The 24,309-nt window shown below is 55.5% G+C and carries 26 protein-coding genes; 4 read left to right on the top strand and 22 right to left on the bottom strand.

Going from position 1 to position 24,309, the window contains the following annotated elements; translation table 11 throughout:
- The first annotated feature begins 18 nt into the window (after positions 1 to 18).
- Together IEV40_RS07500 and IEV40_RS07495 are read left to right on the top strand one after the other, a co-directional pair.
- On the top strand, positions 19 to 1,554 hold the full coding sequence (locus IEV40_RS07500; protein ID WP_188420366.1) for an alkaline phosphatase D family protein: 1,536 nt from the start codon (positions 19 to 21) through the stop codon (positions 1,552 to 1,554).
- A gap of 144 nt (positions 1,555 to 1,698) precedes the next feature.
- Positions 1,699 to 2,481, top strand: coding sequence for a hypothetical protein (locus IEV40_RS07495; RefSeq protein ID WP_188420365.1), 783 nt, complete (start codon positions 1,699 to 1,701; stop codon positions 2,479 to 2,481).
- 33 nt (positions 2,482 to 2,514) lie between these two features.
- Here IEV40_RS07495 and IEV40_RS07490 read toward each other — a convergent pair whose 3' ends face one another.
- The 21 genes from IEV40_RS07490 to IEV40_RS07390 form a co-directional block, all read right to left on the bottom strand.
- The gene (locus IEV40_RS07490) at positions 2,515 to 3,096 is read right to left on the bottom strand and encodes a 4'-phosphopantetheinyl transferase family protein (RefSeq protein ID WP_371870041.1); all 582 of its coding nucleotides are present in this window, start codon (positions 3,094 to 3,096) and stop codon (positions 2,515 to 2,517) included.
- A gap of 55 nt (positions 3,097 to 3,151) precedes the next feature.
- Complete coding sequence (locus IEV40_RS07485) at positions 3,152 to 3,601, bottom strand: heavy metal-binding domain-containing protein (RefSeq protein WP_188420363.1); 450 nt, start codon at positions 3,599 to 3,601, stop codon at positions 3,152 to 3,154.
- Between the two features lie 55 nt (positions 3,602 to 3,656).
- A complete protein-coding gene (locus tag IEV40_RS07480; protein WP_188420362.1) occupies positions 3,657 to 4,886 on the bottom strand; it encodes a beta-ketoacyl-ACP synthase in 1,230 nt (409 codons plus the stop codon).
- Positions 4,883 to 5,608 carry a 3-oxoacyl-ACP reductase FabG gene (gene fabG / locus IEV40_RS07475; RefSeq protein WP_188420361.1) on the bottom strand — a complete coding sequence of 242 codons (726 nt, stop codon included), beginning with the start codon at positions 5,606 to 5,608 and terminating at the stop codon, positions 4,883 to 4,885. The genes IEV40_RS07480 and fabG overlap by 4 nt, the downstream gene beginning before the upstream one ends.
- Positions 5,605 to 6,075: a hotdog family protein gene (locus IEV40_RS07470; protein WP_188420360.1), complete on the bottom strand. Its 471-nt coding sequence runs from the start codon at positions 6,073 to 6,075 to the stop codon at positions 5,605 to 5,607. The genes fabG and IEV40_RS07470 overlap by 4 nt, the downstream gene beginning before the upstream one ends.
- Positions 6,072 to 7,253 carry a beta-ketoacyl-ACP synthase gene (locus IEV40_RS07465; protein WP_371870049.1) on the bottom strand — a complete coding sequence of 394 codons (1,182 nt, stop codon included), beginning with the start codon at positions 7,251 to 7,253 and terminating at the stop codon, positions 6,072 to 6,074. Before IEV40_RS07465 ends, IEV40_RS07470 begins: the two co-directional genes overlap by 4 nt.
- A 23-nt stretch (positions 7,254 to 7,276) precedes the next feature.
- Positions 7,277 to 7,840, bottom strand: coding sequence for a DUF3261 domain-containing protein (locus IEV40_RS07460; protein ID WP_229724016.1), 564 nt, complete (start codon positions 7,838 to 7,840; stop codon positions 7,277 to 7,279).
- Complete coding sequence (locus tag IEV40_RS07455) at positions 7,825 to 9,999, bottom strand: MMPL family transporter (protein WP_229724015.1); 2,175 nt, start codon at positions 9,997 to 9,999, stop codon at positions 7,825 to 7,827. The genes IEV40_RS07460 and IEV40_RS07455 overlap by 16 nt, the downstream gene beginning before the upstream one ends.
- Before the next feature lie 194 nt (positions 10,000 to 10,193).
- Complete coding sequence (locus IEV40_RS07450; protein ID WP_188420358.1) at positions 10,194 to 10,796, bottom strand: LolA family protein; 603 nt, start codon at positions 10,794 to 10,796, stop codon at positions 10,194 to 10,196.
- Positions 10,793 to 11,227 (bottom strand): acyl-CoA thioesterase, encoded by a 435-nt coding sequence (locus IEV40_RS07445; RefSeq protein ID WP_188421124.1) that lies wholly within the window; start codon positions 11,225 to 11,227, stop codon positions 10,793 to 10,795. The genes IEV40_RS07450 and IEV40_RS07445 overlap by 4 nt, the downstream gene beginning before the upstream one ends.
- Positions 11,211 to 12,776, bottom strand: coding sequence for an HAL/PAL/TAL family ammonia-lyase (locus tag IEV40_RS07440; protein ID WP_188420357.1), 1,566 nt, complete (start codon positions 12,774 to 12,776; stop codon positions 11,211 to 11,213). Before IEV40_RS07440 ends, IEV40_RS07445 begins: the two co-directional genes overlap by 17 nt.
- Positions 12,763 to 13,713 (bottom strand): lysophospholipid acyltransferase family protein, encoded by a 951-nt coding sequence (locus IEV40_RS07435; protein ID WP_188420356.1) that lies wholly within the window; start codon positions 13,711 to 13,713, stop codon positions 12,763 to 12,765. Before IEV40_RS07435 ends, IEV40_RS07440 begins: the two co-directional genes overlap by 14 nt.
- The gene (locus IEV40_RS07430) at positions 13,710 to 14,459 is read right to left on the bottom strand and encodes a glycosyltransferase family 2 protein (protein WP_188420355.1); all 750 of its coding nucleotides are present in this window, start codon (positions 14,457 to 14,459) and stop codon (positions 13,710 to 13,712) included. Before IEV40_RS07430 ends, IEV40_RS07435 begins: the two co-directional genes overlap by 4 nt.
- Positions 14,460 to 14,570: 111 nt before the next feature.
- Complete coding sequence (locus IEV40_RS07425; RefSeq protein ID WP_188420354.1) at positions 14,571 to 16,301, bottom strand: ApeI family dehydratase; 1,731 nt, start codon at positions 16,299 to 16,301, stop codon at positions 14,571 to 14,573.
- Entirely contained in the window at positions 16,294 to 16,833 is a 540-nt protein-coding gene (locus IEV40_RS07420) for a COG4648 family protein (RefSeq protein ID WP_188420353.1), read from the bottom strand. Before IEV40_RS07420 ends, IEV40_RS07425 begins: the two co-directional genes overlap by 8 nt.
- Before the next feature lie 11 nt (positions 16,834 to 16,844).
- Positions 16,845 to 17,117 carry an acyl carrier protein gene (locus tag IEV40_RS07415; protein WP_229724014.1) on the bottom strand — a complete coding sequence of 91 codons (273 nt, stop codon included), beginning with the start codon at positions 17,115 to 17,117 and terminating at the stop codon, positions 16,845 to 16,847.
- Positions 17,118 to 17,141: 24 nt separating this feature from the next.
- Positions 17,142 to 17,402, bottom strand: a complete 261-nt coding sequence (locus IEV40_RS07410; protein ID WP_188420352.1) for a phosphopantetheine-binding protein — start codon at positions 17,400 to 17,402, stop codon at positions 17,142 to 17,144.
- Positions 17,395 to 18,165 (bottom strand): lysophospholipid acyltransferase family protein, encoded by a 771-nt coding sequence (locus IEV40_RS07405; protein ID WP_188420351.1) that lies wholly within the window; start codon positions 18,163 to 18,165, stop codon positions 17,395 to 17,397. The genes IEV40_RS07410 and IEV40_RS07405 overlap by 8 nt, the downstream gene beginning before the upstream one ends.
- Entirely contained in the window at positions 18,158 to 18,805 is a 648-nt protein-coding gene (locus IEV40_RS07400; RefSeq protein ID WP_371870048.1) for a beta-ketoacyl synthase chain length factor, read from the bottom strand. The genes IEV40_RS07405 and IEV40_RS07400 overlap by 8 nt, the downstream gene beginning before the upstream one ends.
- A gap of 239 nt (positions 18,806 to 19,044) precedes the next feature.
- Complete coding sequence (locus IEV40_RS07395; RefSeq protein ID WP_188420349.1) at positions 19,045 to 19,764, bottom strand: class I SAM-dependent methyltransferase; 720 nt, start codon at positions 19,762 to 19,764, stop codon at positions 19,045 to 19,047.
- A gap of 31 nt (positions 19,765 to 19,795) precedes the next feature.
- Positions 19,796 to 20,524: a hypothetical protein gene (locus IEV40_RS07390; RefSeq protein ID WP_188420348.1), complete on the bottom strand. Its 729-nt coding sequence runs from the start codon at positions 20,522 to 20,524 to the stop codon at positions 19,796 to 19,798.
- 314 nt (positions 20,525 to 20,838) lie between these two features.
- Between IEV40_RS07390 and IEV40_RS07385 the strand changes: the two genes are divergently transcribed.
- Entirely contained in the window at positions 20,839 to 21,264 is a 426-nt protein-coding gene (locus IEV40_RS07385; RefSeq protein WP_188420347.1) for a hypothetical protein, read from the top strand.
- Positions 21,265 to 21,380: 116 nt separating this feature from the next.
- On the opposite strand, the gene IEV40_RS07380 is transcribed toward IEV40_RS07385, so the two are convergent.
- Complete coding sequence (locus IEV40_RS07380; RefSeq protein WP_229724013.1) at positions 21,381 to 22,589, bottom strand: YXWGXW repeat-containing protein; 1,209 nt, start codon at positions 22,587 to 22,589, stop codon at positions 21,381 to 21,383.
- A gap of 284 nt (positions 22,590 to 22,873) precedes the next feature.
- Here IEV40_RS07380 and IEV40_RS07375 point away from each other — a divergent pair, with 284 nt between their 5' ends.
- On the top strand, positions 22,874 to 24,307 hold the full coding sequence (locus IEV40_RS07375; protein WP_188420346.1) for a cytochrome ubiquinol oxidase subunit I: 1,434 nt from the start codon (positions 22,874 to 22,876) through the stop codon (positions 24,305 to 24,307).
- Positions 24,308 to 24,309 lie beyond the last annotated feature (2 nt).

The raw sequence follows: 24,309 nt of genomic DNA, 5'->3' as shown, positions 1-24,309 counted from the left end.
TCGATATCCCCGCTTCGCATGACGCTGGCCCTTGTTTCCCATGTCGCCGACGATCCGCGCACATTGCGCATCTGGGTCGGCATCGCCCACCGCGAACCGGATACCGCATTGACATGGCTGATTGACGGCAAACCTGCGCAAGCGGTAACGCTGCGTGCCCTGCGCCCCTGGCGCATCCCCGATTGCAGGCCGTTTCATTCCGGCGTATTCGAATTCCACGGACTGCAGCCAGCCACCCGATACGAAGTAACGCTAAAGCACGGCAAGGAAACCATCGTGCGCACGATGCAGACACTGCCGGCAGCTGTGCCGGCCTCGAATGACGGCAGCTTCAACCTGTTGCTGCTGTCCTGCTTCCATGGCGCACAGGATGCAACCGGCATTGCAGGTCGCGAGCTGGCGACATTGAAGCCGCGCCCGGACTTCACCATCCTGGCCGGCGATCAGGTCTATCTCGATCTGCCGACGTTGAGCGATTTCCGCGACGAGCCGGCATGGCTGCAGCGGAAATTCCAGCAGGACTATCTGGTCAACTGGTTCGGCGCACCGCAGCAGACGCCGACGCCGCACGATGTCCCGGCCGGCTTTCCGCAGATACTGTCGCTGGCGCCGATCGTCACGCTTCCCGACGATCACGAATACTGGAACAACGCCCCCTTTTCCAGTCCCATCATCCAGAACAGCTGGACCGAAGCCGGCCGCAAGAACTGGAGCGATGCCGCCGAGCTGGCGTTCGAGACGTTCCAGAACGGCAGCGCGCAAGCAATGGGCACGCCACGCCGCATCGATATCGATCCGCTGTCTTTTCTCGTGCTGGATACTCGCAGCACGCGCAATCGTGGACAAGGCGATCAGCCCGACAGCAAATCAATGCGCCTGGCCGCCGGCGATTTGCTCGGCATTCAAGGACGCGACGCGCTGCGCGACTGGGCCGATACGCTGATCGCCGCCGCAGGCGATGCCTTGCCGCGCTACGGCGTACTCGTCACCGGGCAATCGCTGTTTGCGGAAGCAGCCGGCGAGTTGCGCGGCAATCTCGCCGATTTCGAATTCCCCGACTATCCGGAAGACTATCGTTTCATCACCGAACAGATCGAGCGCATCTCATGCGCCGGCCTGCCCGTACTGTGCCTGACCGGCGATGTTCACTGGGGACGCATCCTGCGCGCTGCCGGCCCGCTCGACAATGCGCCCATCTTCGAAGTGATTTCCTCGCCGACCTCGCTGGTGGAAAGCGTCGGCGCCGATCAGGTCGCACTGGCGGTCGACGGCCTTCGCTCATTGTTCGGCCAATCCCGCCCCTGGCCGCGCCACCACGATGCCAAGGCACCGCCGCCGCGCTTCGGCACGACAGCCGGCTACGCGCCCGACATCCTGAACAACACCGCCGGCGGGCAGGCCACCGTGCGCGGCAACATGGCGCTGATGCTGCGCTTTTGCCGCATCGGCCCGGCGGTCGACGTCGAGATCGACTATCTGCCGCTGCACAAGGATCGTGCCGTCAATACAAAGGAAAAATGGCAAGCCGCCTTCCGCCTGCGGCCATCACGATAAGCGACACAGAAACGCACAAGAAAAGATGCACAAGGAAAGCCGCGCGAGATAAACCATCAACACAAACCATAGACACAAGCACAGATACAAGCCGTGAAAACAAGCGGCGCAATACGCAACGACATTCACAGGGAGAAAACGATCATGAGCGCCATCAACCGCAACTCGCCCGCCAAGGGTGCAAACCCACTTGTGGAAAAGCTGGAGCGCCGCTCCGCCAAGGAAAGCAATCTTGCCTGGATCGCCCGCGCGATGAAAAAAAGCCCGTTGGCAGAAAGCAGCGACAACGCGCTCGTGCTGCTGACAGGCGGCAGCGATCCTCTGTCGTTCCGCCTGCGTCTGGCGCAGGCGCACGTGCGCCCCGACCTGTCGACCAGCGCCTGGTCCGCCGCCTACTTCATTCCGGCATTGAAGACGGATATCGGCATGAGCGAAACCATCGGCGTCTCGCTCGCGCCGGCCGAATGGTATCCACCATTCGGCTATGCACCGACGACCAATGCAATCCAGCACGGCAAGCTGTCGCAGCTTGCGTCACCCGAATTCCTGCCGAACCTGGCGCTGCTCTCCTTCCCGATCGCCGCACAAGACATCAAGAAAAGCCTGTCCCGCCTCGAAACCGAGCGCCTGACGATCGACCTGTCCGCACTGCTGCTGCGCTGGGTACAGTATGCATGGGGTACCGGCATTCCCGCCAATCCGCTCGGCGATGGCGTCGGCATGCCATCGGCAGCGATGCTGGAAACCGCCTTCGCCGCCAACGGCTTCGACCTGACGCCCGGTCTCGAAAGCCGTTCCAGCTGCCCGGAAGCGATCTGGCAAGCCGCGCGCTGGTGGCACGAGTATTACGGCAAGAGCGACAAGCGCGTGCTGGGGGCGTTCGTTGCGCCGCATGGGTTCGTCAATGAAATGTATTACAAGGAATAAGGCAGGAATGTGGCGGCATGGGAGTATGCCGCGTTACTGCACCGAAAAAGGCCCGTCTCCCTCTTCTTCCGTGCAGTCGTGGAAAAAAGTTTCGTCCAAAGGCTGTGCGCTGCACAGCACCATCGAAATTTTCGGATGGGGAAAGAAGGAGAAATGCCTACCATCCTGATACCCTCGCGCAGCGAGCTTGAAGGCGGCTTCTCGCATACTCCATCGTTCATAAAAGGCTGTTATTTGCAGCATGCCCTCTTTCGCATTCAGCAATGCGCATTCATCGGTATCGAACACGGCTTCCGCCAACGCCATCACGTCCCGGCTTGCATCGCGCATTTCAACATCCAGCCCCAAAGCCACTTTTCGGCTGACCGCACAGGCGACCCACGGGCCACTATGCGACACACTGTATCCGAGGGAAGAAGGAACATTGCGCAAAAACGGCGCATCGTTTTTGCGCTCCGTGAGCATGATCGATGCCGGATCGACGCCAAGCAAACGCCCTGCAGCAAACCTCAGCAGGATGCGCCCGATCAGAAACTGCCGCTGGCGCCGTGGCCGCATGAATGTCGCATGGCGCGCCAGTTCTTCCGGCCCAAGCCAGTTCATGCAGGACTGCAATCTCCGATCGTCGACGGCATCGGCATCAACCAGCCATACCGTCGCACTCGTCGCATTATTTTCCCGAAATCTTGACAAAGTCGCCCTTCAATGCGACGCCAGCCATGATCGCACCGGCATGACATTCGTATTGTGTCTCGCTCGACATCACCACTTTCTTGTAATTGCTCTCGATGTTCACAACCGCATTGGCGCCCAACTGCTTGGCGCGTTGTTCAAGCGAAAGCATCGCGGAAAGAAAAGCCCATTGGCATGCATCTTCATCCGACTTGCCGAACGCATTCGTCTTCTTGTTGCTTGCATCGCTTCCCAGTTTTTTCAGAACCTTGGGAGTTCGCTGGTTGCCAAAATAAAATTTGACGGATCCATCGAGCTTTTCCTTGCTGCTGCTGGCATTCAACGCATCTTCAATCGACAGCAGCAATTTGTCGTCACGCGCCTGCGCCGGCAATACGATAACCGCTCCCAGCCCGGCAATCATCAAGAAACCAATCAGCTTTTTCATGTCACTCCCCAACAGTTAAGAATTCTGGCATTGCCTTTTCATCACGCCCATTCGTTCAGCAGTACCGCTTGAAGATCAAGGATGTATTGATTCCACCAAAGGCAAAATTGTTCGACATCACGTAATCACATGCGATTGTCCGCCCCGCATCGACGATATAGTCCAGTTCTGCGCATTGCGGATCGATCTTCTCCAGATTGATCGTCGGTGCAAACCAACCGTCACGCATCATCTCGATGCTGATCCAGGCTTCCAGCGCCCCGCATGCGCCCAGCGTATGTCCCATGTAACTCTTCAACGAACTGATCGGTACGTTCCGTCCGAATACGCCGAATGTCGCCTGGGATTCGGCAATATCACCCTGCATGGTTCCGGTTCCATGTGCATTGACATAACCAATATCCGCAGCCTGTAATCTTGCGTCATCCAGCGCCAGTTGCATCGCAATTTTCATCGTCTCGGCATTCGGTTGCGTCACGTGACAGCCGTCGCTATTCGTACCGAAACCGACCACTTCCGCATAAATAGTGGCGCCGCGCGCCTTGGCATGTTCCAGCTCTTCCAGTATCAGACAGCCGGCGCCTTCCCCGATGACCAGGCCATCCCGATTTGCGTCGAAGGGTCTTGGGGTAATCGCCGGTTCGTCATTGCGGACACTGGTTGCGAACAATGTATCGAAAACCGCTGCCTCGGTTGCACACAATTCTTCGGCGCCACCGGCGATCATTGCCAGTTGCTTGCCGGTTCGAATCGCTTCATAGGCATATCCGATCCCCTGACTGCCGGAGGTACACGCGCTCGATGTCGTGAACACGCGCCCGGTCACACCGAAGAAAACACCGATGTTGACCGGCGCCGTGTGCGCCATCATCTTGATATAGGTCGTCGCATTGATGCCCTTGGTCGTTCGCTCTTCCATCATGCGGCCAAAATCGCCGATAGCGCTCGGCGTCCCCGCCGACGATCCAAAGGACACGCCCATTTTCCCGCTTTGCAGCAATGGATCGTCGAGCAATCCCGCATCCTGCAAGGCCATTTCGCTTGCGCAGGTAGCCATGAGTGCAATGCGTCCCATGCTGCGCATGGTCTTCCGATTGAATCGATCCGACAGGGAAAACGGCACGGCAGGCGCACCAAGCCGCGTATTCAGGCCCTCGTAGTCGGCCCACTCTTCCATCCTCACCACGCCGTTTCGATATTCTCCCAAGCGGGCACGAATAGCATGCCAGTCATTGCCTATCGGACTGATACCCGCCATTCCAGTAACGACAACACGATGATTCACGCCAATCCTCCGTTGACTGAAATCACCTGTCGGGTAATGTAGGCCGCTTCCTCGCTGATCAGGAAACTGACTGCAGCTGCGACTTCATCCGGCTTTCCGATTCGTCTTGCAGGAATCATCTTCAATGCCTCTTCCAGTGGCGCACCTTCTATCATGTCGGTCTCGATCAATCCCGGCGCAACACAATTGACCGTGATCTCGCGGCTTGCCAACTCTATTGCCAATGCCTTGGTTGCACCGATGATTCCTGCCTTCGCCGCACTGTAATTCACTTGCCCACGATTGCCGATCAAACCGGACACCGAGGCCAGCGTGACAATGCGGCCGGGTTGGCGACGCCGCACCATCGGCATGACCAACGGATTCAGAACATTATAAAAACCGTCTAGATTGGATCGCAGCACGACATCCCAGTCCTCGCCGGACATGGCAGGGAATGCATTGTCACGCACCAGCCCCGCATTGCAGACGATGCCGTGATAGCAGCCATGCTTTTCCACATCTTCCGAGAGTGCTTGTGACGCAATATCACGATCGCCGATATCGAACTGCAGCACGCGCGCTACACGCCCCATCGCAACAATCGACTGTGCAACCGCATCGGCTTCGGCGCGCCGGCTTCGGCAATGCAGAACGATATCGTAACCATCGCGCGCCAATCGCAAGGCAATTGCCTTGCCAATGCCGCGCGACGATCCTGTAACCAGAATGCTTTTATTCATGCTGAACCTTTTTTGACTCCCTGCAAAAATTCCTGAACATCATCCGGTTGAAAAACCGTAATCGTCGCCTTGGCCAACACTCCCCTGCCGGCTTCTGCGTCTTCGATCCTGCATTCAAATGCGCCCAGGCCGTTTTCGCCCTGCAGCGCACGTTGCACAAAAACATGCAACCTGCTTCCAACCGTGAAATTGTGGCAATCACTTTCGTAACTGCGCGTTCCGAGAAAAAATCCTACCTTGACCATACTTCCTTTCAGCCTGGCTTCGTATCCCGCAAATGCAGCCACCGCTTGCGCCATGTATTCGACACCTATCCATGCTCCCACGCCTTGGCCATCGCAAAAAACCGTTCTTTCGCCGATCACGATCTCCGCACACAATGACTCTTCCCCCACGGAAACCAGGCGATCGAGCAGAACCATGCGCCCCGCATGAGGAACCAGCGCTCGTATATCCGGCAAACTCATTCGCTTCTTCTCAAGACCAACGCCGCATTGGAGCCGCCAAATGCAAATGAACTGCTCAATGCATGTTTCAGCGGCCTTCCAAGTCGCATTCCGGGTGTTACGGTATTCAGCATGGGCAATGCCGGATCGGCCACGCCATCCCACAAGTGCGGCGGCAATTTTCCATCATTGTTGTCGTCCTGCATCGCCAGCCAGCATAGCGCCGCCTCAATGGCCGCTGCAGCTCCCAGTGCATGGCCGGTCAACGGCTTCGTCGAACTGACTGCCACCTCTCCGCCGAAAATATCGTTCACCATCCGTGATTCCATTGCATCGTTCTGGATCGTGGCAGTGCCGTGCATGTTGATATAGTCAATCCCCGATGCAGCGACTCCCGCACGCATCAACGCCTGCTCTATCGCAAGGCGTGCTCCACTGCCCGTGGGATCTGGTGCAGACATATGATGCCCGTCGGAAGATTCGCCCCAGCCACACAAGGCGATGGCCGAGGCCTTGCGCGTCATCAGGAACAGGGCCGCCCCTTCGCCGATATTGATACCGTTGCGATTCACGCTCAAGGGATTGCAGCGTTCCCGGCTGACCGATTCCAGCGCCGAAAAGCCCGCTATCGTGAAAGAGCACATCGAATCGACTCCACCACACAACACTGCATCGCACACACCCATGTTCAGCAAACGAGCCGCGCTTGCCAGCGCCTTGGCACTGGAAGAACAGGCGCTGGATTGCACATACGCCGGTCCGGCCGTGCCGAGTTCGGTCGCCAGCATCGTTGCCGGAGAGCCCATTTCCTGCTGGGCATAATGAAACGCTTGCGGGAACTGTCCGTCTTCCGCTTGCCGGCGCATGGCGATTTCTGTTTCCGCGATTCCGGAAGTGCTAGTGCCGATCACGATGCCGATTCGAACCGGGCCAAATTCTGCGATAGCGTCATCAACGGCTGCACGAATTTGTGCCAGTGCCGCCAGCGCGAGCGCATTGTTCCGGCTGCGATATTCAACAGGCCAGTTGGCCATCGATGGCAATGCCGTCTTCACTTCGCCGACTGGCAACGCACGTCCTGCACTCCAAGCGTCAGTCAACGTCACGCCACTCCGGACACGATCGAACATACGTTCCTTGATCATGTCATGCGTATCTCCCAAGGCGCACACGAGCCCACATTCATTCAAGTACAGCATCATTCCTGTTCCGATCTGTTGGGTCACGGCCCGGCCGGCACGGACTGGATTGTCAACCGATACCGGTAACGCAAATTTTCCAGTACCACTGTGGGACTACTCCAGTGCGGCAATGCCTGGTAATGGATCACGGTAACGGGCTTACCATCCAGATAGAGCGTACGCTGCAATCCCGCATCCTCGATCGTCCATCCGGACGGCAACGCGCTGGCGATCGCCTGTTCAGGCCAGAGAGTCAACTGCACATCTTCAAGGACATCCTCGGCATGCACCTGTGCAGGCAGCATCACATGCCTCCACGAATGCAGCTCCTTGCCATCGTAATGAAGGCTCAATACCCGTTGCCCGAAAGCCAGACCGACCATTTCAAGATGCGAAGAATCAATTTCAAGGGCCACGTTCAACTCGTCGACCCGTCCTTCTCGTTCGACTTTCAAATGCTGTTGCCGGGCAATCGAGATGCCCAGTGTTTCAGGCGCCAGCCGCAATCCCAGGCGTTCCGGATGGGATTGCGGCTGTGTCGCACAGCCGACAAGCAACAGCAGCAACAGGAAACTTGCCCAGCAATGCTTCATTGCTGCCTCCATGGCTGCATATCGTCGGCACGCCTTTTCCCGAAGCATGGCACCGTTATCCATACCAGCAAAATACCGATCAGCATCGTCAGTCCGAAAGCGTGCAAGGCCGGCGTATGACTCAACGCAAGCAAGCCGAATGACAGAATCGTATTTGCCGCCGACAGGCCGACGGCAAGCCATGGAACCGTACTATCCCTGCCCGGATGTTCCTGCATGAAAATGCCGTAATCCACACCAACCCCGAGCAGCAGCATCAACGCCAGTACATGAAACAATTGCAGATCCTGTCCGAAGAATCCGAGCATTGCCAACGTAGCGATACTGGCCAATGCCACCGGGCCCAGCACGCGCCAGGCAGCGAAACGGTAACGTAGCGACAATACAAGAAAGACCACCGCATAGGCACCCAACAACACAAGCATCATGTATTGACGATATCGTCCCAGCACGGAAGAAATTTCATCGACCTTGTCCACCCATTGCACGCCGGGCAAATCGCGAGCGACTTGTTTCAGGGTACCGAATTCCGTGACATGCAGACCGCGCAACGCCACAATGCCGGCCACCTCCCCGTCGACATTACCCAGCCACAAATGCCGCCACGGTTCACTCGCTGGCGTTTTCAGAAAATCATCGACCGTCAGCACGCCCGTTGTTTTCAGAAGACGATCGCGCGTTCTTTCCACCCATGCCCCGTCCTCACCCGTTTCCCTGGCCAATTTCGCCAACGGTCCCCCCGGCTGGTACAGCTTTTCTTCCAGCAGGGATTTTCTTTCCTCCTGCGTCCGTACCGATGGCACCCAATTCGACATCGCCTGATATCCGCTGATTTTTCCATCGGCAATCAACGGATCGAGCCGATGCTTCAATGCCTCCTCGCGCTGCAGCACTTCCTCTGTGGAGATGCCGCGGACCAGGAAAAACTGGACTGGCGAAGCCGCATCCAGCAATTTATTCAATTTCATCTGGTCTTCCACCAGATGTCTGGGTGGATTCTGTAACTGGCGAATATCGTCATTCGCATCCAAACGTGACAAGCCGGCCGCAAGCAACATGCCCAGCAAGAGCAAGCCTGCCACCAGAAACTTTCCATGCCCTGCACATCGCGGCGGCCAGCTTTTCAGCAGCGCACCGTATTTCATCACCAGCACGCCCCCTCTGAGCCTGCCACCGGCGATCAATGAAGGAAACCAGCACACCACGGTCAGCCATGCGAATATCAATCCCAATGCCGAGAACAATGCCATTTGCCGCAAGCCCGGAAAAGGCGTCAATGCCAGTCCTGCATATCCGATCACGGCGGCAAGCAAGGTCAGTCCCAACCCTGGCAACAGTTTTCTGAGAAGGGCCACCGAATCCAGGCGTTCGTCGGCATTCAAGCGATGGCAAAGGAAATAAATGCCGTAGTCCTGCGCCACACCAATCAAGCTGGCTCCGAACACAAGCGTCAGCAAATGAATCCGTCCAAACAATATCCAGCAGATCGACAGCGCTCCCAGACAACCAATGCCGATCGACAGCAACACCAGGCCAATCGGCTTGATCGACCGAAATGCAAGCCACGTCAGCAACGCAATACCGACCAGCGAACCGGCTCCGATGAGCGATACTTCGCGCGCTGCCTGTTCGCCCGCTGCCGCTGTGTGCAACACCACGCCCGAAGCGATGATGTCCGCCGTCGGTACCGCATGGCGCGCTGCCTGTGCAGCATGATCGAGCAGTGGCAGCACTGTTTCCTGCGCACTCATCGAAAATGCGGGCACATTCAGCATCATCGGCAGCAATACATAATGCCGGTCGGCATTCGAAACGGCCAAACGCCCGTCTCGAGGACGTACCGGCGTTTCTCTTGCGCGCTCCTGCACCCAGCCGCCCAGCAGGCCAAATGGATCATCCTGCCACGCACCGACTTTCGGTCCGGAAAACATGCCATATAACCCTGCTCGCGCCGTGTCCAGCCAGAACTGCGGCGGCTGACTCCGCAATTGCTCCTCCTGCGCAGAGGTCAGTAAAACAGCCGCATGTTTCCGGAACTGGGCCAGCCAGTCCCCTTGCATCTGATCCGTCACTTGCGACAGGCTAATCGCATCCGGTTCGTTTTTCAGAACATCCGTATAGGCATCGGCCGCGCGCATTGCATCATTCCAGCCCCTGGCGCCGACCAGCACGATGACACGCTGCTGCGCAGATTCGATCATGTGTGCAAACGAGCGCTGCAAGACAGGATCACGTTCCTGCAACGGCAACAAGGCCAGAATATCGGTATCCGGCGCGATACGTTTTACCAGCCACAAGTAGGCGTTATGTCCGAGCAGCAGACATACCACCAGCGCCCAGACCAACGTGAGACTTTTACGATTCATCAGAATAGCGCGGCTTCTTCCGGCAGCATTGCCGCCTCTCCCGTTTGCATGGCGGAAAACACGATATCTGTTGTGTCCCCGCTTGCCTCATCAAAATGCACGCTCTGAACGCGACTGTCCCCCTTCAGCGTAATGGCGCCAATCACCTTTGCCAATGCGGGTTGTTTCGCTCTCAGCGTGACGCGCCATGCCTTTTTATCCGTGTTGCCTTCCACATCGAACAATGTCTCCAGTTGAGACAAGTCGCCAGACAATAACGAGAACAGCACGCTGTTGATCGTACGCACCGTTGGCTCCTGATTGGCGTCGAGGCGCATGGCAACGCGGTCGCCCTGATAGTGAATAATTTCGTCCTTCGTCAACTTCAGGGTATCGGGAAAGGGATGCAACGTTCGCCATAGCACGCCCTTTCCCGTCACGACACAAAACCGTCCATTCGACGACAACGGTTTTTTCATCCCGGACAGTTTCTTGACCTGATCAAAACGGCCGCACAATACCTGGGGCTTATCCAGCATGGACTGGATTTCACTGATCGGTGCAGCAGCCTGGCTCAGATTGGCAATGAGTGTCATGGCAACAACAAGGAAAAAATTCTTCATACCGGTGGGGTCAGTCCTAGTTTTTCAAACAAGATGGCCGGAGAAGCGAAACACATCTCTTCATTTTTCATGTCGATGGCAACTTGCGTCGTACTGGCACGTGTCAAGCGCGCTCCTGTTTCGGCATCCGTGATCAGGTATTCGATCTTCATGCAGTTTTCCCATTCAATCAGATCGGCACGCAATTTCAGAAGCTTGCCGAATCTGGCAGGACCTGTATAACGCAATTGCATATCGATGATCGGCCAGATATATCCCGAAGCATTCATTGCCTCATAGTTGTAATCGATACGATCCAGCAAGGCACAGCGCACGATTTCCAGATAACGCACATAATTCCCGTGCCAGACAACCTGCATCGGATCCAGATCGAAGAATTGCACACGAATTTCCGCCTCCGCCCACCAGCGGGAATTATTTTTCCTGCGCATACAGGCTCCACGACTGATTGCGGATACGTTCAAGCAATGCACGCAACTCCGGCTCGAGGCGACGATCTTCCACAATCAAGGCAACATCCGAATCGAGCATCTCCATCATTTTCGACAATGGCTCACGCAGTACTGCATCAGACTGCAGGCGCTGTCGCAAGGTGACGCCTTGTCGGACGGTAATCAACAAGGCAGCCGCAACCTGCTCCGTCAATTCCAGAACGCGCAGGCAATCGCGCGCCGCGATTGTTCCCATGCTGACCTTGTCCTGATTGTGGCACTCGGTCGAACGAGAAAAGACCGATGCAGGCATCGTCAATTTCAAGGCTTCTGCCGTCCATGCGGAAGCACTGATCTGTAGTGCCTTCAACCCATGGTTAATCGCCGCCCTGTCGCCCTGCGCCCCCGAAAGATTCGGCGGCAAGCCATGGTTGTAACGACTGTCCACCAACAATGCCATCTGCCGATCCAGCAAGTCCGCCAGATTGGCGACGGCGTTTTTCATGCCATCCATCGCAAATGCGATATGTCCGCCATAGAAATGCCCGCCGTGCAGGACCGTTTCCTCTTCCGCATCGATGATCGGATTGTCATTCGCGCTGTTCAGCTCGTTTTCGATGCTCAGTCGGAAAAACGGCAATGCATCCGCCAGCACGCCGATCACATGCGGCGCGCAACGAATCGAATAGCGGTCCTGCAGGCGCTTGCCATTTCGTTCCGCCTTGTCGCATTGCAGGTCCTGACGCAGCCAGGCCGCAACCTGCTGCATGCCTTGGTGTGGTTTGACAGAAAAAAGAACCTCGTCGAAATGATGCGCATTGCCATCCAGTGCAAACGATGCCATTGCCGTAATGCGCGTCGTCAACCTGGTCAGATATGCAGCGCGATCATAGGCAAGGCAGGCCAATGCCGTCATTACTGCCGTACCATTCATGATCGCCAGACCTTCTTTCGGCCTCAAACGAATCGGCGATATTCCCGCTTCCTGCATTGCCTGCTTCGCACTGACATGCATGCCGTCGCGCCACACTTCCCGTTCACCGCACAGCACGGCAGCCAAATAAGAAAGCGGGGTCAGATCGCCACTGGCCCCGACTGAACCTTCGGATGGAATCAATGGCAGCAAACCGGCCGCAAGCAATTTCTCTATCTGTACCAACAGCTCGACCGAAACGCCGGAAAACCCCTTGCTCAACGAGGCAAGACGTGCGGCCATTACCGCACGTGTCTGCTGCGGCGTCAGATACGAGCCCAAACCACAGCCGTGATAAGTAAACAGATGATGCGGCAGTTCCTCCACCAGATCATGCGGGATGGCGACCGTGCATGAATCCCCGTATCCCGTCGTCACGCCATAGATGATGCCGTCCTCGCGCAACAACCTGTCCAGGAAGTCTGCTCCGCGTGCAATCTGTTCCCGGAATGTCGGGTCATTCGATAGAACTGCGCGAGCGGTTCCCTTGGCGATATCTGTAACGTCTTCGATCGCAAGGCGATTCCGGTCAAATTTGATCTCGCGTTGGGGAATATTGATATCAGCGGGATGCATCAGTGGATTCCAGTCTGGACAAATGCCAAAAATCGTAAAAATTAAACCATTGCAATGGCGCCTGCAGGCAGTAATGCTGCAAGCGCACTGCATAATCGGTCACCAGCGGAAGCAATGCCTCGCTGCGCCCTTTCCGGGGTAATTTCACCGATTCACGCAGCAATTCGAAATGTACTTCGGGACGGCCATTGCGTTGAATGGAAAACAGTAAATAGATCGGGCACTGCAACGCGCCAGCCAGTATGTACGGTCCCACCGGAAATGCCGCCTGGTCGCCGAGAAAATCGGCCGTGGCGACCTGCGGATTGATTGAAACCGGGATGCGGTCTCCTGCGATAACGACGAATTCGCCGGCCTCCACTTTTCTGGAAAGCAGCATCGCCGTATGTGGCGTCATCTCGGTGACCTGCACCAGATCAAGCGTGCTGTCGGGATTCAAGCGCGCCAGCATGCGGTTGAAGGCGCGCGCATGCTTGGTGTGGACCAGAATGGTCAGCCGTATCGCTGCGTGACGACGCGACAACACCCGACACAATTCAAGATTGCCTAAATGCGAGCAGATCAATAATGCGCCCCGCTTTCCCGCAATCATTCTCTCGATATCCTCTACTCCATGACAGACAACCTCGTCCGTCCTGTACAGGCCGCCCCACAACAACATCTTGTCCAGCAGGGTTTCAGCGAAAGAACGAAAATGGCAAATGATGCCCGTCAGGCCGGTATCGATCGGCGAGAAACGATCTATGCGACAAAGATAATCACGCGATGCCTTTCGTGACGAAGGCCTGGTCACCATGTACCAGAGCAACACCGGATAAAGCACGAAGCGGAAAGGCCAGCGGCCACATGCGCGATACACGAAAAACAGGAATCGCATACCGGCAACAAATCCGGCCTCTTCAACATTGGCCCAATGCCTGTTTTGCCCATTGCTCATTGCGCCCGCCATTTACGTGCCAGCAAACGTGGAATACGCGGCAGCATGCCGAAAAAGAGCGTCGCATGCATGCGTGCGATCAGGATGTTATCCAGCCAAACGCGGAAATGCGAAACACCATCCGCTGGATAGACGACACGCGTCGGCAGATTGACCACGCTTATGCCATCCCAGAAAAGACGTACCAAGATATCGGTATCGAAATGCATGCGCCCGCCGAGCTTCTGTCGTGCGGCCAGTGCCGTGACCGGTGCAATCGGATAGACACGGAAACCACACATCGAATCCCGTATTTCCATGGAAAGTGTATTGATCCATACCCAGATATGAGTGGCATAACGCCCATACAATCTGATCGCCGGCACTGATTCGTCATATACCGGATAACCTGCAATGACAGCATGCGGTTGCTGTCGTGCGGCGGCCAGAAAACCTGGAATATCCTCAACGCGATGCTGACCATCTGCATCGATTTGCAGGGCATGCGTGTATCCCTCACGTTCTGCGCTGTGAATGCCGGTCATGACGGCATCTCCCTTGCCACGATTCTTCTCATGGCGCACCAGTGAGACGTTTTCGCGATATTCCCTTGCAAGCTCATCCAATACAGCGGCACACATGGGTGAACTGCCATCGTCGATCAGCATGCACGGCACATCATGCGCCAGCACCGCTCTGACGACATCACCAATTGCGTGTTCGTGGTCATAGACCGGAATCAGCACGACGGGGTTGAAAATATCCATCACGCCGCCCTCCCCAATCCGCGCATCTGCATGTTCATCGTCTGCATGAGATGACACACAATGGGCAACCGCTGCCTTGCCGGAAAAGAGATTCTGTTCGACATGGGAAAATCAGATATCTGATGAAGCGCCTTCGGCGGCAAAAAGAATACGGCCGCTGGCATACTGCTCTTGCTCTGCAAAATAGCGAAAATTCAGGCTGTCTTTCTGCCTGTCGTGGACCAATTCCAACGTCACCTTATTGCCCGGCTGAATGACCTTTTGAAACTTGAGCATACGAACGCCCCGAAAACAGGGCGGTAGATCGAAATATCGACGCCCTTTCTCGATAGCCCAGTCCAGTTGCACGACACCCGGCAATATCGGCGCATCCGGAAAATGTCCCTCGAAACATGACAGCGCTGGATCGATGATTGCCTGCAGTTCCACCTGCACGGCATCCTGCTTGAGCAGTTGCCAGTCCGGCCTATCCGGTTTTTCGTTCAAGGAAGCCATCAACATCGAAAACGTGGTCTTCCCCTGGGAATCGGTCGGCATGCAATCGAAATATCGCCAACGCCGCGGCCAGGCCACCGGATCTATCGCATCGACCAGGTGATCCTGCAATTGCATATTGACTGCCCGCTTCCCCGATGCTTTCAGCAAGGCCTGGCCTCTATCGGACAACACCACGAATGCCGCCAGTTTCTGCCGCCTTTCAGGCGCATCATCACAAGGCAGAACGCGCACTTCGGATACCAGGCTGGAGCGCATCAGCCCGGATTCAATGGCGTCCAGGGAAATGCGTTTTTCCTCGATCTTGACGATGCGATCGCTCCTACCTTGCAGCAGAAAGCGATCCGTCTGAATTTGCGCGCGATCCGACAGGCGATACCAATCCATATCGGCCAAATGAGGAGAACGCACCTCCAGCAAACCTTCTGCTGCCTCGATACGCCACTGCAGATTGGGAAATGGCGTCCATCCATCGTCTCCGTCACCACAACGCTGGCGCCATGCAATTCCCCCAGTCTCCGAACTGCCGTAAATCTCGATCGGCGCAACACCCAGCAGCCCGGTGATCGTCAGGCTCGTCTCCGCTGGCAAAGGACCGCCCGACGAGAATATCGCGCGTAGCGACACGTTTTCCCTCCATGCCAGATGGTCCGGCATCCTTTTCAAATACGCCGGACTGGCAATCAGGACACAAGGCTGACGCGTCATGGCGTACAGCAACTCCTCGGGAACACTATGGAGACGCGCATGCACGCTGCGCCCTGCCAGCAGCGGCCATAGCACCTTGAACAGCAAACCATAAATATGATGGTGCGAGACGGTCGCAATGATTGCGGCATCTCGCATTCGTGCACCGAAGAGGCTCTCCAGCATGGCCACTTCATTCGCCAACTGGGCAAGGCGCTTGGGAATTGCCTGCGCAGCACCGGTCGTGCCTGACGTATGTACAACCAGCGCAGGGAAATCGGGCGAGAGAATTGTCTGCTCCCCTGCATTTTCGACATCCCCTTCACAAGGAGAAAGAGGTTGCCATTTCGCAGGAAATTCACCGAGAAAGCCATCTACGCGGCATGACATGGCCCGACAGCTTGCATCGAGCCTGTCCGCCGTCAGCCAGACGGTCTTCCCGGCATGCCAGCAACCAAGCAATGCTGCGCCGAATTCGATACTGTCTTCCAGATATAGCGCAAAATTCTGCCCATTCACACGGGACAGCAATGCATTCCACGCATGAACGCGATGCAGAAAGGTATCTCGCAATATTTTTTCTTCGCCTCGCCATCCCACGACGAAATCCGGCGAACGTGCCGCGATCGCTTGATACAAGCCGAACAACGAATCAGACATCGTGCAAACGCTTGAAATGAATACGGAACAGGAATTCGATTCCGAACAGCAAACCCATCAGCACATACGCAATGACACCGTTGTACAACGACCAGACTTCTTCCGAAGACCACAAGGCAGTATAAAGCGCAATCGCACCATTGACGACAAAGAAGACGCACCACACTACCGTAACCCGGCGGGTATAACGTACGGCCGCATCCGGAAAGGCGGGATCGCGCAAACGTGCAATTCTCTCGATGATCGATGGCGGCGAGATCAGGCTGTAAGAAAATACCGCCAGCATCACGCCGTTTATCAGAACCGGATACATTTTCAATGGCAACAGCGCATTGGAACCGATGGCAACAACCGCCAGAAGAATCGCGATACCGGCCAGCCAGCGTGCGCTACGGCTGATTTTCAGCAGGTGCAGGCGCAACGCCGCCGCCAGCAGCAGCAAACAGGCCAGCCAGCGTGGCTCCAGCCGTCCATGGAAGAGCCAAATGACAATCGGATACAGCGCAGTCAGGCCGATCGTCACAATGTTCAAGGCCGAGCGGTTTATACCGTTTGCTCCTGCGACAGACCGGATAACGCATCGACGACATCACCAATGGTTCGAATATTCTTGAACACTTCTGGTTGAAGGCGCTTTCCCGTCATCTGTTTGAGTTTGACCACCAGATCGACGGCATCGATACTGTCGATATCGAGATCCGCATACAAATTGGAATCGATCGAAATCTTTTCCTTGTCCAATTCGAACATCTCTGTCAGCAGATTGACGATCCATCCATACAGCTCGTCTCTACTCATCGTGTTGATGACAACCATTTCTTCCTCTCTTTACTTACTTCTCTACACTTCCTTCTTTCCGTGATGCTCGATCAACGCGGCCAATGTACGTACAGAGGCAAAATGCCGGCGCGTATCTTCCGATTCCGCCGACAGGGAAATACCGTATCGTTTTTGCAGTGCGACACCCAATTCGAGCGCGTCGATGGAATCGAGCCCCAATCCTTCGCCAAACAAAGGCGCATCGGTCTCAATGTCGGCCGCACTGATATCTTCCAGTTGCAGCACATCGATGATCATCTCTTTTACATCCTGTTCAAGCACGTCGGACTTCCTCCGTAAAATAGCTTTGCAAATAATTCGTCAATCGGCGTGCCGCCATTGCCTCGCTCGCATCATTATCGATAAACCGATCGATCACAATGTCTTCTTGCACTTCAATACGAAAACATGCCCTTTCCTTCGGCACTTGCCACCATTTTTCACCTTTTCCCAGCGTCAATGGTTGACAATTGATTACCACTGGCGTGACATCGCGCACCCCACGTACCGCAATATTCGCCGCCCCACGTTTCAACTGAATGTCACCATCAGGCGGAGTACGCGTTCCCTCCGGAAAAATAATGAGATTGTTTCCCTTTAACAACGAGGCGATGCAATCCGCGATCAATGCTTCGCCCGCATCGTTGTTGATGTAACCGGCAGCTTGCACGGGGCCTCGGGTAAACGGGTTTTTCCAAAGACGCCCTTTGACGATGCAATCCGCATTCCGGACAAAGGCCATCAGAAAAACCGTATCGATCAATGTCGGATGGTTGGCCAGGATCAGCAAACCCGTCCGCTCCAGTCGTCGCAAACCGATAATTTCGTAACGCAGCACTCCCAGCCCGTTCATTAAACCGATAAAGCTTCTGAATGCCAGCCGTATCGTTGTACGTGCAATCGATATCTGCGCATCCCGTTTCCACACAACCATATTCAGCAGGGGGAAAACGATGGCTCTCAGCATCAGGCCGCCAATGCCGAAAACAAGAAAACTGAATCCGGTAGCCACAACACGCCAATAAAGCCAGGCCCGCTCAAGCATCACGTGTCCAATGCCAATGATGCTGCTGCGTCACCCGCTCCATCGACGCATCTCCCCGCATATAAAACCGCCATACTTTCAGACTGGGCGGCATGCAATCCGGCGCCGTTGCATTTTCCGTCGCGCGTGCATTTGTTCCATGCCACTGCAAATGGATGGGCGAATCGGATGCCGGCCCCATCAACCATGCCCACGCATGCGGCTGTTCTCTGCAATCCTCGAACCGGGAAAATTCTGCCGGAAGCGCACTGTCATAGACCACCAGCAATACCTTGGACGCGCCATCCGCGAGCAAGCCGCATGCCTCGATCACGCCATGCTCGACCGTGCTGGCGCCGGCCGCAAGCGCAATATGGTTTTCCCGATCGGTGCGCGCAATGGAAAACAGGCCCGCGCTTGCGTTATGGACCGCCAATCCGAATTCTGTCGGCGAAAGCGGATCATGCCTGACAAGATCCGCCAACAATTTCACCGCACGGGCAACCTCCCCATGGCGAGAACAGAAAACGACCGGAGTATCGGCATCCTGCGCATCCAGGCATTGGTATGCGACTTCCAGTGCCATCTTGCCAGGCATGCCCGCACGACGGCGCAGCATTGCCGGCATCTGACGCAAGGCAGGCTCATCCCCTTGCGTCATTGCATGGGGATGGTCTGCCCAGGACGACCATGCCTCCGGTGTCGTCACTCCTGGCGCCCAAGCCGCATGGCGCATGATAGAAAAACTGACCTTGCACGACGACATACTTATCCACCCCGATTGCCGCCTGGAAATCTCTCCATGCAGCCAACCCATCCAAAAGCGGCGCCATTATAAGCAATGCTTGGCATAGCCGACTTACCACTCCACGCGTACCGGGGAGACCTTAGTCCCCGGCATTAAATTGGCTTTACCGCCACCAGATTAATCAGGGTTTCTTCACGCTCTACCGGCGGGCGGACGCCAAACCACCTTTCCATGATGCCCAGATCCTCTCTGCTCCACCACAGATATGGGTAGGAAATGGACTCCTGTCCCACAGCAAAGCCTGCCTCGCGGATTAAACTCAGATATTCGGGTGCCGTCTTCTGCACATCCATGGGATGGCGGAACAACAGCCTAATTATCCATGAATGAATATAACGACGCGTGGATTCCGCGAACAACAATATGCCTCCCGGTTTCAAAACGCGAAAGAATTCGCCTATTGCCCGGTCCTGATGAATCAAATGATGAAAAGTCTGATGACAAAACAACAGATCGACACTGTTGTCCTCAAGATTGAGAGCAGAACTGGAACAGCAGATGAGTTCCATCTTGTCAGCTAAACCGGCATTCTGTCTGGCTGTAGATTCCAGCACCTCCTGATCGATATCCATGCCGATCAGCTTTTCCGGCTTGAACCGTTCGTTCAGTTTGGAAAGCGAATATCCCCAACCGCATCCCACATCCGCCACAACGGCATAACTGCCTTGCCGTTCCGGAATCAAGCGTTCCAGATCATTCAATGCACGATCAAGAACATGTACAGACCATGTGTTCGTCTTCAAAAACCATTTGCCGAACATCGTCTCAGGAACATAGGGCTCCTGAATACCAAATGCGATAGGGGATTTCATTGCAACTCTTCAGTCATGCCAAAACAACTTATCAACGATCAAATGCACGTTCCGCATAGCGTTTTACCTTCTGGTCGCTGCTCTTTTCGAGCACTTCCTGGAAAAACGGTTGATAACGTTCCTGTCCGGTGCTGGCCAGCGCCTTCACCATCCACGCAATGGCATCGCTGGTTTCCGAGTCGATATTCGTTTTTCCGTAAGTGGCGCGAATCTCGCTCACCAGCGTCTCGAGCAACACGTCATCCTTGTTGCTGAAATAAACCCGTTTTGCACCGATCCGCTTCAACATGAAATCGTCGGAGTGCAGCATATTGAGAATGCGATTGGCATCGTCGCTATAACGAGGATCGAACGTCGCCCGATTGGAAATGACGGCATTCCACTTTTGATAATCAGGCATCTCCTTCAGCGCAGTCTTAGCATAGCGTGCATAAGTACGATCGGACACGTACTTGTTCAACGTATTCGCATATTTCGATTGCCCCGAAAATCCCAGTGCACGCATGCTTAGCGCAATCTCGTTTTTCTTCGTCTTGTTTTTGGGTGCCTGGTCCGCACCACGCAATACGCGTTGCTCGATCAAATCAAAAACGCGTGGATCAGAAATTCCCATCCATGCGAAGGATTCCAGGACCTCAGGTTGTACTGCACTTTCTGTGGAGAATATTGCGACGTACTGCTTGACATCATCTTCCAGGGAAGCCGCCATCGCGGCATTGGCAAACAGCAGAGCAAAAAAAATTGAAACGATCTTTTTCATTTTTCATCTCCTCAAATAAGGCCCGTAGTTTAGTCGTAAATAACCCGATCCATATCAAAAAAAGATGCTTTGAATCATTAAATTCTGTCACGATTGTTACTTCTTCCAAGAAATATCATTAGTCACTCCATCGCATCTCCCATATTTATGGGAAAAAGCCGCTTTATGTGTCTTCACGCACATTGTGATACGCCACTTCCAAGTATTTTTATCCAATTGTTTTTCGGTATCTCATCATCTGTAGAGTGGATGCTGAATGAGAAGTCTTCTTTCATGCAACCGCGCAATGTTTCCTAAAAAGACAGGAGGTCATTATGTCCACCGTCATGGATTCCGCTCTTCCGGCCATCGATTCGGGTAATGGCCTAACTACTTTCCTTAGCTCGCCAGTCATCCGCGAAGGCGATTGGCAAGCCTACCTCACCCGCACTGTCGACATGTATTCAGAAACCCATGAGCTTGCCGATCTCGAAATTCTGGCCGAATACAAGCGGCAATGCGCCTTCGACTATTTGGGGAAACGTGCGCAGAAACAGGGGGGAGTCTGCAGCAAGAAGCCGCGCATCCTGTCGCCGGATGTCGTCAAACGTTTGGAAGAAAGCAATCGCGCCAAACGCTATGCACGTTATCCATGGATCGAAAAACTGCTGAAACTGATGGCGGAAATTGAACGCTTGCAGGAAGAAAATGCCGCCTCGCAAAATGTTTTTTCGCTAGTGCAGCCGACACGCAATCCATGACATGGCCGATGCCGCCCTAACCCGGCAAACGTTCCGCGCCAATTCAACAGCCGACGTTCCATGCAAAAACTCCCGCAATCGCGGGAGTTTGTTTTTGGCAAGCGGCAAAGTCAATGTCATTCCCGTCGGCGATCGTCTCGTCCTCCGCCTTGCTGACCACGATGCTGGCCCTGCTGCCTCGACTGTTCCATACGTTGCTGCTGCATCTGACGGACTTGCTGCTGTTCGCGCTGTTGCACCTGTTGTTGCGAGCGACGCATCTGTTCCTGCTGCCGTTCACGCTGCACATTCTGCTCACGCTGATGCTGCAGTTGCTGGTTCTGACGCATCTGCCGTTCGCGTTGCTCCTGCCCCTGCCGCTGTTGCGCACTACGTACCTGCTGATCGCGCTGCTGCTGTTGTTGCCATTGCTGCTCGCGTTGCTGACGCTGCAGTTGCTCTCTTTGCTGTTGCTGCGTGCGATCGATCTGTCGTTGCGTATTGTCGCGTGCAAAGCCTGTTTGCGAACCTGTGCTGGACAAACGATGCGAATCGCTTGCCCGGCTCTCCGGACGACGTCCATCATTGCTGCGCATCTCGTCACGCGAACGATCCTGTCTACCAGCATCGCGCGACGAAACAGCACCATTGCCACGAAGCTGTCCCGGCCTGTCCGTCGCGGCAATCGGCGGTTTGCCGCGATTGAAAGAGGCGCGCTGCTCGTGATTACCATATGCTTCGCGCGCATGCTGCAATTGCGCCTGCGTCGGTGCGACGTGTTTCTGGCGCGCATAATTGCGCTCGCGTTCACTCGGCCTCCTGGCAATGCCACCGCGTCCGCCGTTGTAACTGATGCGGTTGACGGTAACCTTGTTGATCACTGTCTTGTTGTAGACGTGCGTGATACGGCGATTGCCGAAGTTGTTGATGGAACGGTTGTAATAGAAGACATTATGCCGCCAGTAACCGCCGTGATAGCCGGAACCGGTATAACCGTAGCCGTAATTGATGCCGCCATAGAAACCGACCTGCGGTCCCCAGTAGCCGGGATAGAAAACGTAGAGGCCGTTACGCCATGACCAGTAGCCGGGCGTCCAGAACAGTCCAACCGAAGGCGGCAACACCCATGTACCCGGCACCCAGTAATAATCGCCATCCTCGTAGGCCCAGTAACCCGGCTGCCAGATATAACCGTTGTCCGGAATCGGCGGCTGCACATAAACCGGCAACGGCGGCGGTGCCGATGTAATGGAAAGGTTGACATAGGTTTGCGACCATGCCGATGCGGATGCCATCAAGCAGAGTGCCAAGGCAATGCGTATCAGACGCATAGGAAAACTGCTCACGATGACTCCTTTGTATCGAACTAATGAATCGAACCGATGAGATTCATCTTGTCATTTCGAGGCCCATGCAACATGGGGAGTTCCTCCTCCGTTTTTCTGAATCGCAACAAAGTGTAAAGCGCCGAAATACCGCTGAACGCAAGAATACATGCCGACGAGAAACATCTGAGTCGAATTGACCCAGGACCATATGTCCTAGGGCTTTATGCCCACTACACATTATGTGTTTTGCTGCCTAGAATGAGTTTCAGGTTTTCCAACGAGGTGTCATCAAAGGACGCATCATGTTCGGCCTGTCTGCTCTTGAGCTTGCACGAATCCAGTTCGGATTCACCATTTCTTTCCACATCATCTTTCCCGCCATCACGATCGGGCTGGCGAGCTATCTGACCGTACTGGAAGCATGCTGGCTGCGCACGCGCAACCAGGTGTATCGCGATCTCTATCACTTCTGGTTACAAATCTTCGCGGTCAACTTCGGCATGGGGGTCGTATCCGGCATCGTGATGGCTTATCAGTTCGGCACCAACTGGAGCTATTTTTCCGACTTTGCCGGCTCGATCACCGGGCCGTTGCTCGCATATGAGGTACTGACGGCTTTCTTTCTCGAAGCAGGTTTTCTCGGCGTGATGCTGTTCGGCTGGCACCGCGTCGGCGAAAAACTGCACTTCTTCTCAACCGCCGCCGTCGCCGTCGGCACCTTGATTTCCACTACCTGGATCATCGCGTCGAACAGCTGGATGCACACGCCGCAAGGCTACGACATCGTCGACGGCCGCGTCGTGCCGACCGACTGGCTGCAGGTCATCTTCAATCCATCGTTTCCGTATCGCCTGATGCACATGAGCGTCGCCGCTTTTCTTGCGACCGCACTGTTCGTCGTCGCATCGGGTGCCTGGCATCTGCTGCGCGGCAACGATAATCCGGCCATTCGAAAAATGGTCGTCATGGGCTTGCTGATGATCGCCATCGTCGCGCCGATACAGGCAATCATCGGCGATGCCCACGGCCTCAACACGCTGAAACATCAGCCGGCCAAGATTGCCGCGATCGAAGGCCACTGGCAAGACGATGGCCATCCCGGCACATCGCTGATTCTGTTCGGCCTGCCCGACATGCAGCGTGAAGAAACGCGCTTCGCCATCGAAATACCGCGGCTCGGCGGCCTGATTCTGGCTCACGAATGGGATGGTGAAATTCCCGGTCTGAAGGATTTCGCCAAAGAAGATCGCCCCAATTCGACCATCGTATTCTGGACCTTCCGTGTCATGGTCGGCCTGGGCATTTGCATGATCCTGCTCGGCATCATCGGCATGCTCCTGTATCGGCGTGGCAGTTTGTGGCGCAACCGCACGTTCTTGCGTTGCGCGGTGCTGATGGGGCCAGCGGGCCTGATCGCCATCCTCGCCGGCTGGTACACGACCGAGATCGGGCGACAACCATGGACTGTCTACGGCGTATTGCGCACAGCCGATTCGGTATCGCGCCACAGCGCCGATCAGCTCGGCCTGACGCTGGTGCTGTTCGTCATCGTCTATTTCGCCGTCTTCGGTACCGGCATCGGTTACCTGATGCGTCTGGTGCGCGTCGGCCCCAGACCGAATGAAAGCGACGAGCCGGAAGGCGGCGGCCCCGGCCAGCATCAACAGCAGATGCGTCCGCTATCCGCCGCTGCTGCCGCCAAACCCGGCGCACATTCCCTTTCGCAGAGGAGCTAAAC

Source organism: Oxalicibacterium solurbis (assembly GCF_014635845.1).
Classification (GTDB): Bacteria; Pseudomonadota; Gammaproteobacteria; order Burkholderiales; family Burkholderiaceae_D; genus Oxalicibacterium; species Oxalicibacterium solurbis.
This window is presented reverse-complemented; position numbering and strand designations above follow the sequence as displayed.

What these genes read in the sequence shown, in the direction of transcription:
- IEV40_RS07435 (WP_188420356.1), bottom strand. Translation starts at nt 13,713, where the DNA reads ATGAGCAATGGGCAAAACAGGCATTGGGCCAATGTTGAAGAGGCCGGA.
- IEV40_RS07465 (WP_371870049.1), bottom strand. Translation starts at nt 7,253, where the DNA reads ATGCTGTACTTGAATGAATGTGGGCTCGTGTGCGCCTTGGGAGATACG.
- IEV40_RS07405 (WP_188420351.1), bottom strand. Translation starts at nt 18,165, where the DNA reads ATGCTTGAGCGGGCCTGGCTTTATTGGCGTGTTGTGGCTACCGGATTC.
- IEV40_RS07425 (WP_188420354.1), bottom strand. Translation starts at nt 16,301, where the DNA reads ATGTCTGATTCGTTGTTCGGCTTGTATCAAGCGATCGCGGCACGTTCG.
- IEV40_RS07390 (WP_188420348.1), bottom strand. Translation starts at nt 20,524, where the DNA reads ATGAAAAAGATCGTTTCAATTTTTTTTGCTCTGCTGTTTGCCAATGCC.
- IEV40_RS07470 (WP_188420360.1), bottom strand. Translation starts at nt 6,075, where the DNA reads ATGAGTTTGCCGGATATACGAGCGCTGGTTCCTCATGCGGGGCGCATG.
- fabG (WP_188420361.1), bottom strand. Translation starts at nt 5,608, where the DNA reads ATGAATAAAAGCATTCTGGTTACAGGATCGTCGCGCGGCATTGGCAAG.
- IEV40_RS07450 (WP_188420358.1), bottom strand. Translation starts at nt 10,796, where the DNA reads ATGAAGAATTTTTTCCTTGTTGTTGCCATGACACTCATTGCCAATCTG.
- IEV40_RS07395 (WP_188420349.1), bottom strand. Translation starts at nt 19,764, where the DNA reads ATGAAATCCCCTATCGCATTTGGTATTCAGGAGCCCTATGTTCCTGAG.
- IEV40_RS07440 (WP_188420357.1), bottom strand. Translation starts at nt 12,776, where the DNA reads ATGCATCCCGCTGATATCAATATTCCCCAACGCGAGATCAAATTTGAC.
- IEV40_RS07445 (WP_188421124.1), bottom strand. Translation starts at nt 11,227, where the DNA reads ATGCGCAGGAAAAATAATTCCCGCTGGTGGGCGGAGGCGGAAATTCGT.
- IEV40_RS07495 (WP_188420365.1), top strand. Translation starts at nt 1,699, where the DNA reads ATGAGCGCCATCAACCGCAACTCGCCCGCCAAGGGTGCAAACCCACTT.
- IEV40_RS07385 (WP_188420347.1), top strand. Translation starts at nt 20,839, where the DNA reads ATGTCCACCGTCATGGATTCCGCTCTTCCGGCCATCGATTCGGGTAAT.
- IEV40_RS07460 (WP_229724016.1), bottom strand. Translation starts at nt 7,840, where the DNA reads ATGGAGGCAGCAATGAAGCATTGCTGGGCAAGTTTCCTGTTGCTGCTG.
- IEV40_RS07415 (WP_229724014.1), bottom strand. Translation starts at nt 17,117, where the DNA reads ATGGTTGTCATCAACACGATGAGTAGAGACGAGCTGTATGGATGGATC.
- IEV40_RS07500 (WP_188420366.1), top strand. Translation starts at nt 19, where the DNA reads ATGACGCTGGCCCTTGTTTCCCATGTCGCCGACGATCCGCGCACATTG.
- IEV40_RS07485 (WP_188420363.1), bottom strand. Translation starts at nt 3,601, where the DNA reads ATGAAAAAGCTGATTGGTTTCTTGATGATTGCCGGGCTGGGAGCGGTT.
- IEV40_RS07430 (WP_188420355.1), bottom strand. Translation starts at nt 14,459, where the DNA reads ATGGATATTTTCAACCCCGTCGTGCTGATTCCGGTCTATGACCACGAA.
- IEV40_RS07375 (WP_188420346.1), top strand. Translation starts at nt 22,874, where the DNA reads ATGTTCGGCCTGTCTGCTCTTGAGCTTGCACGAATCCAGTTCGGATTC.
- IEV40_RS07400 (WP_371870048.1), bottom strand. Translation starts at nt 18,805, where the DNA reads ATGACGCAAGGGGATGAGCCTGCCTTGCGTCAGATGCCGGCAATGCTG.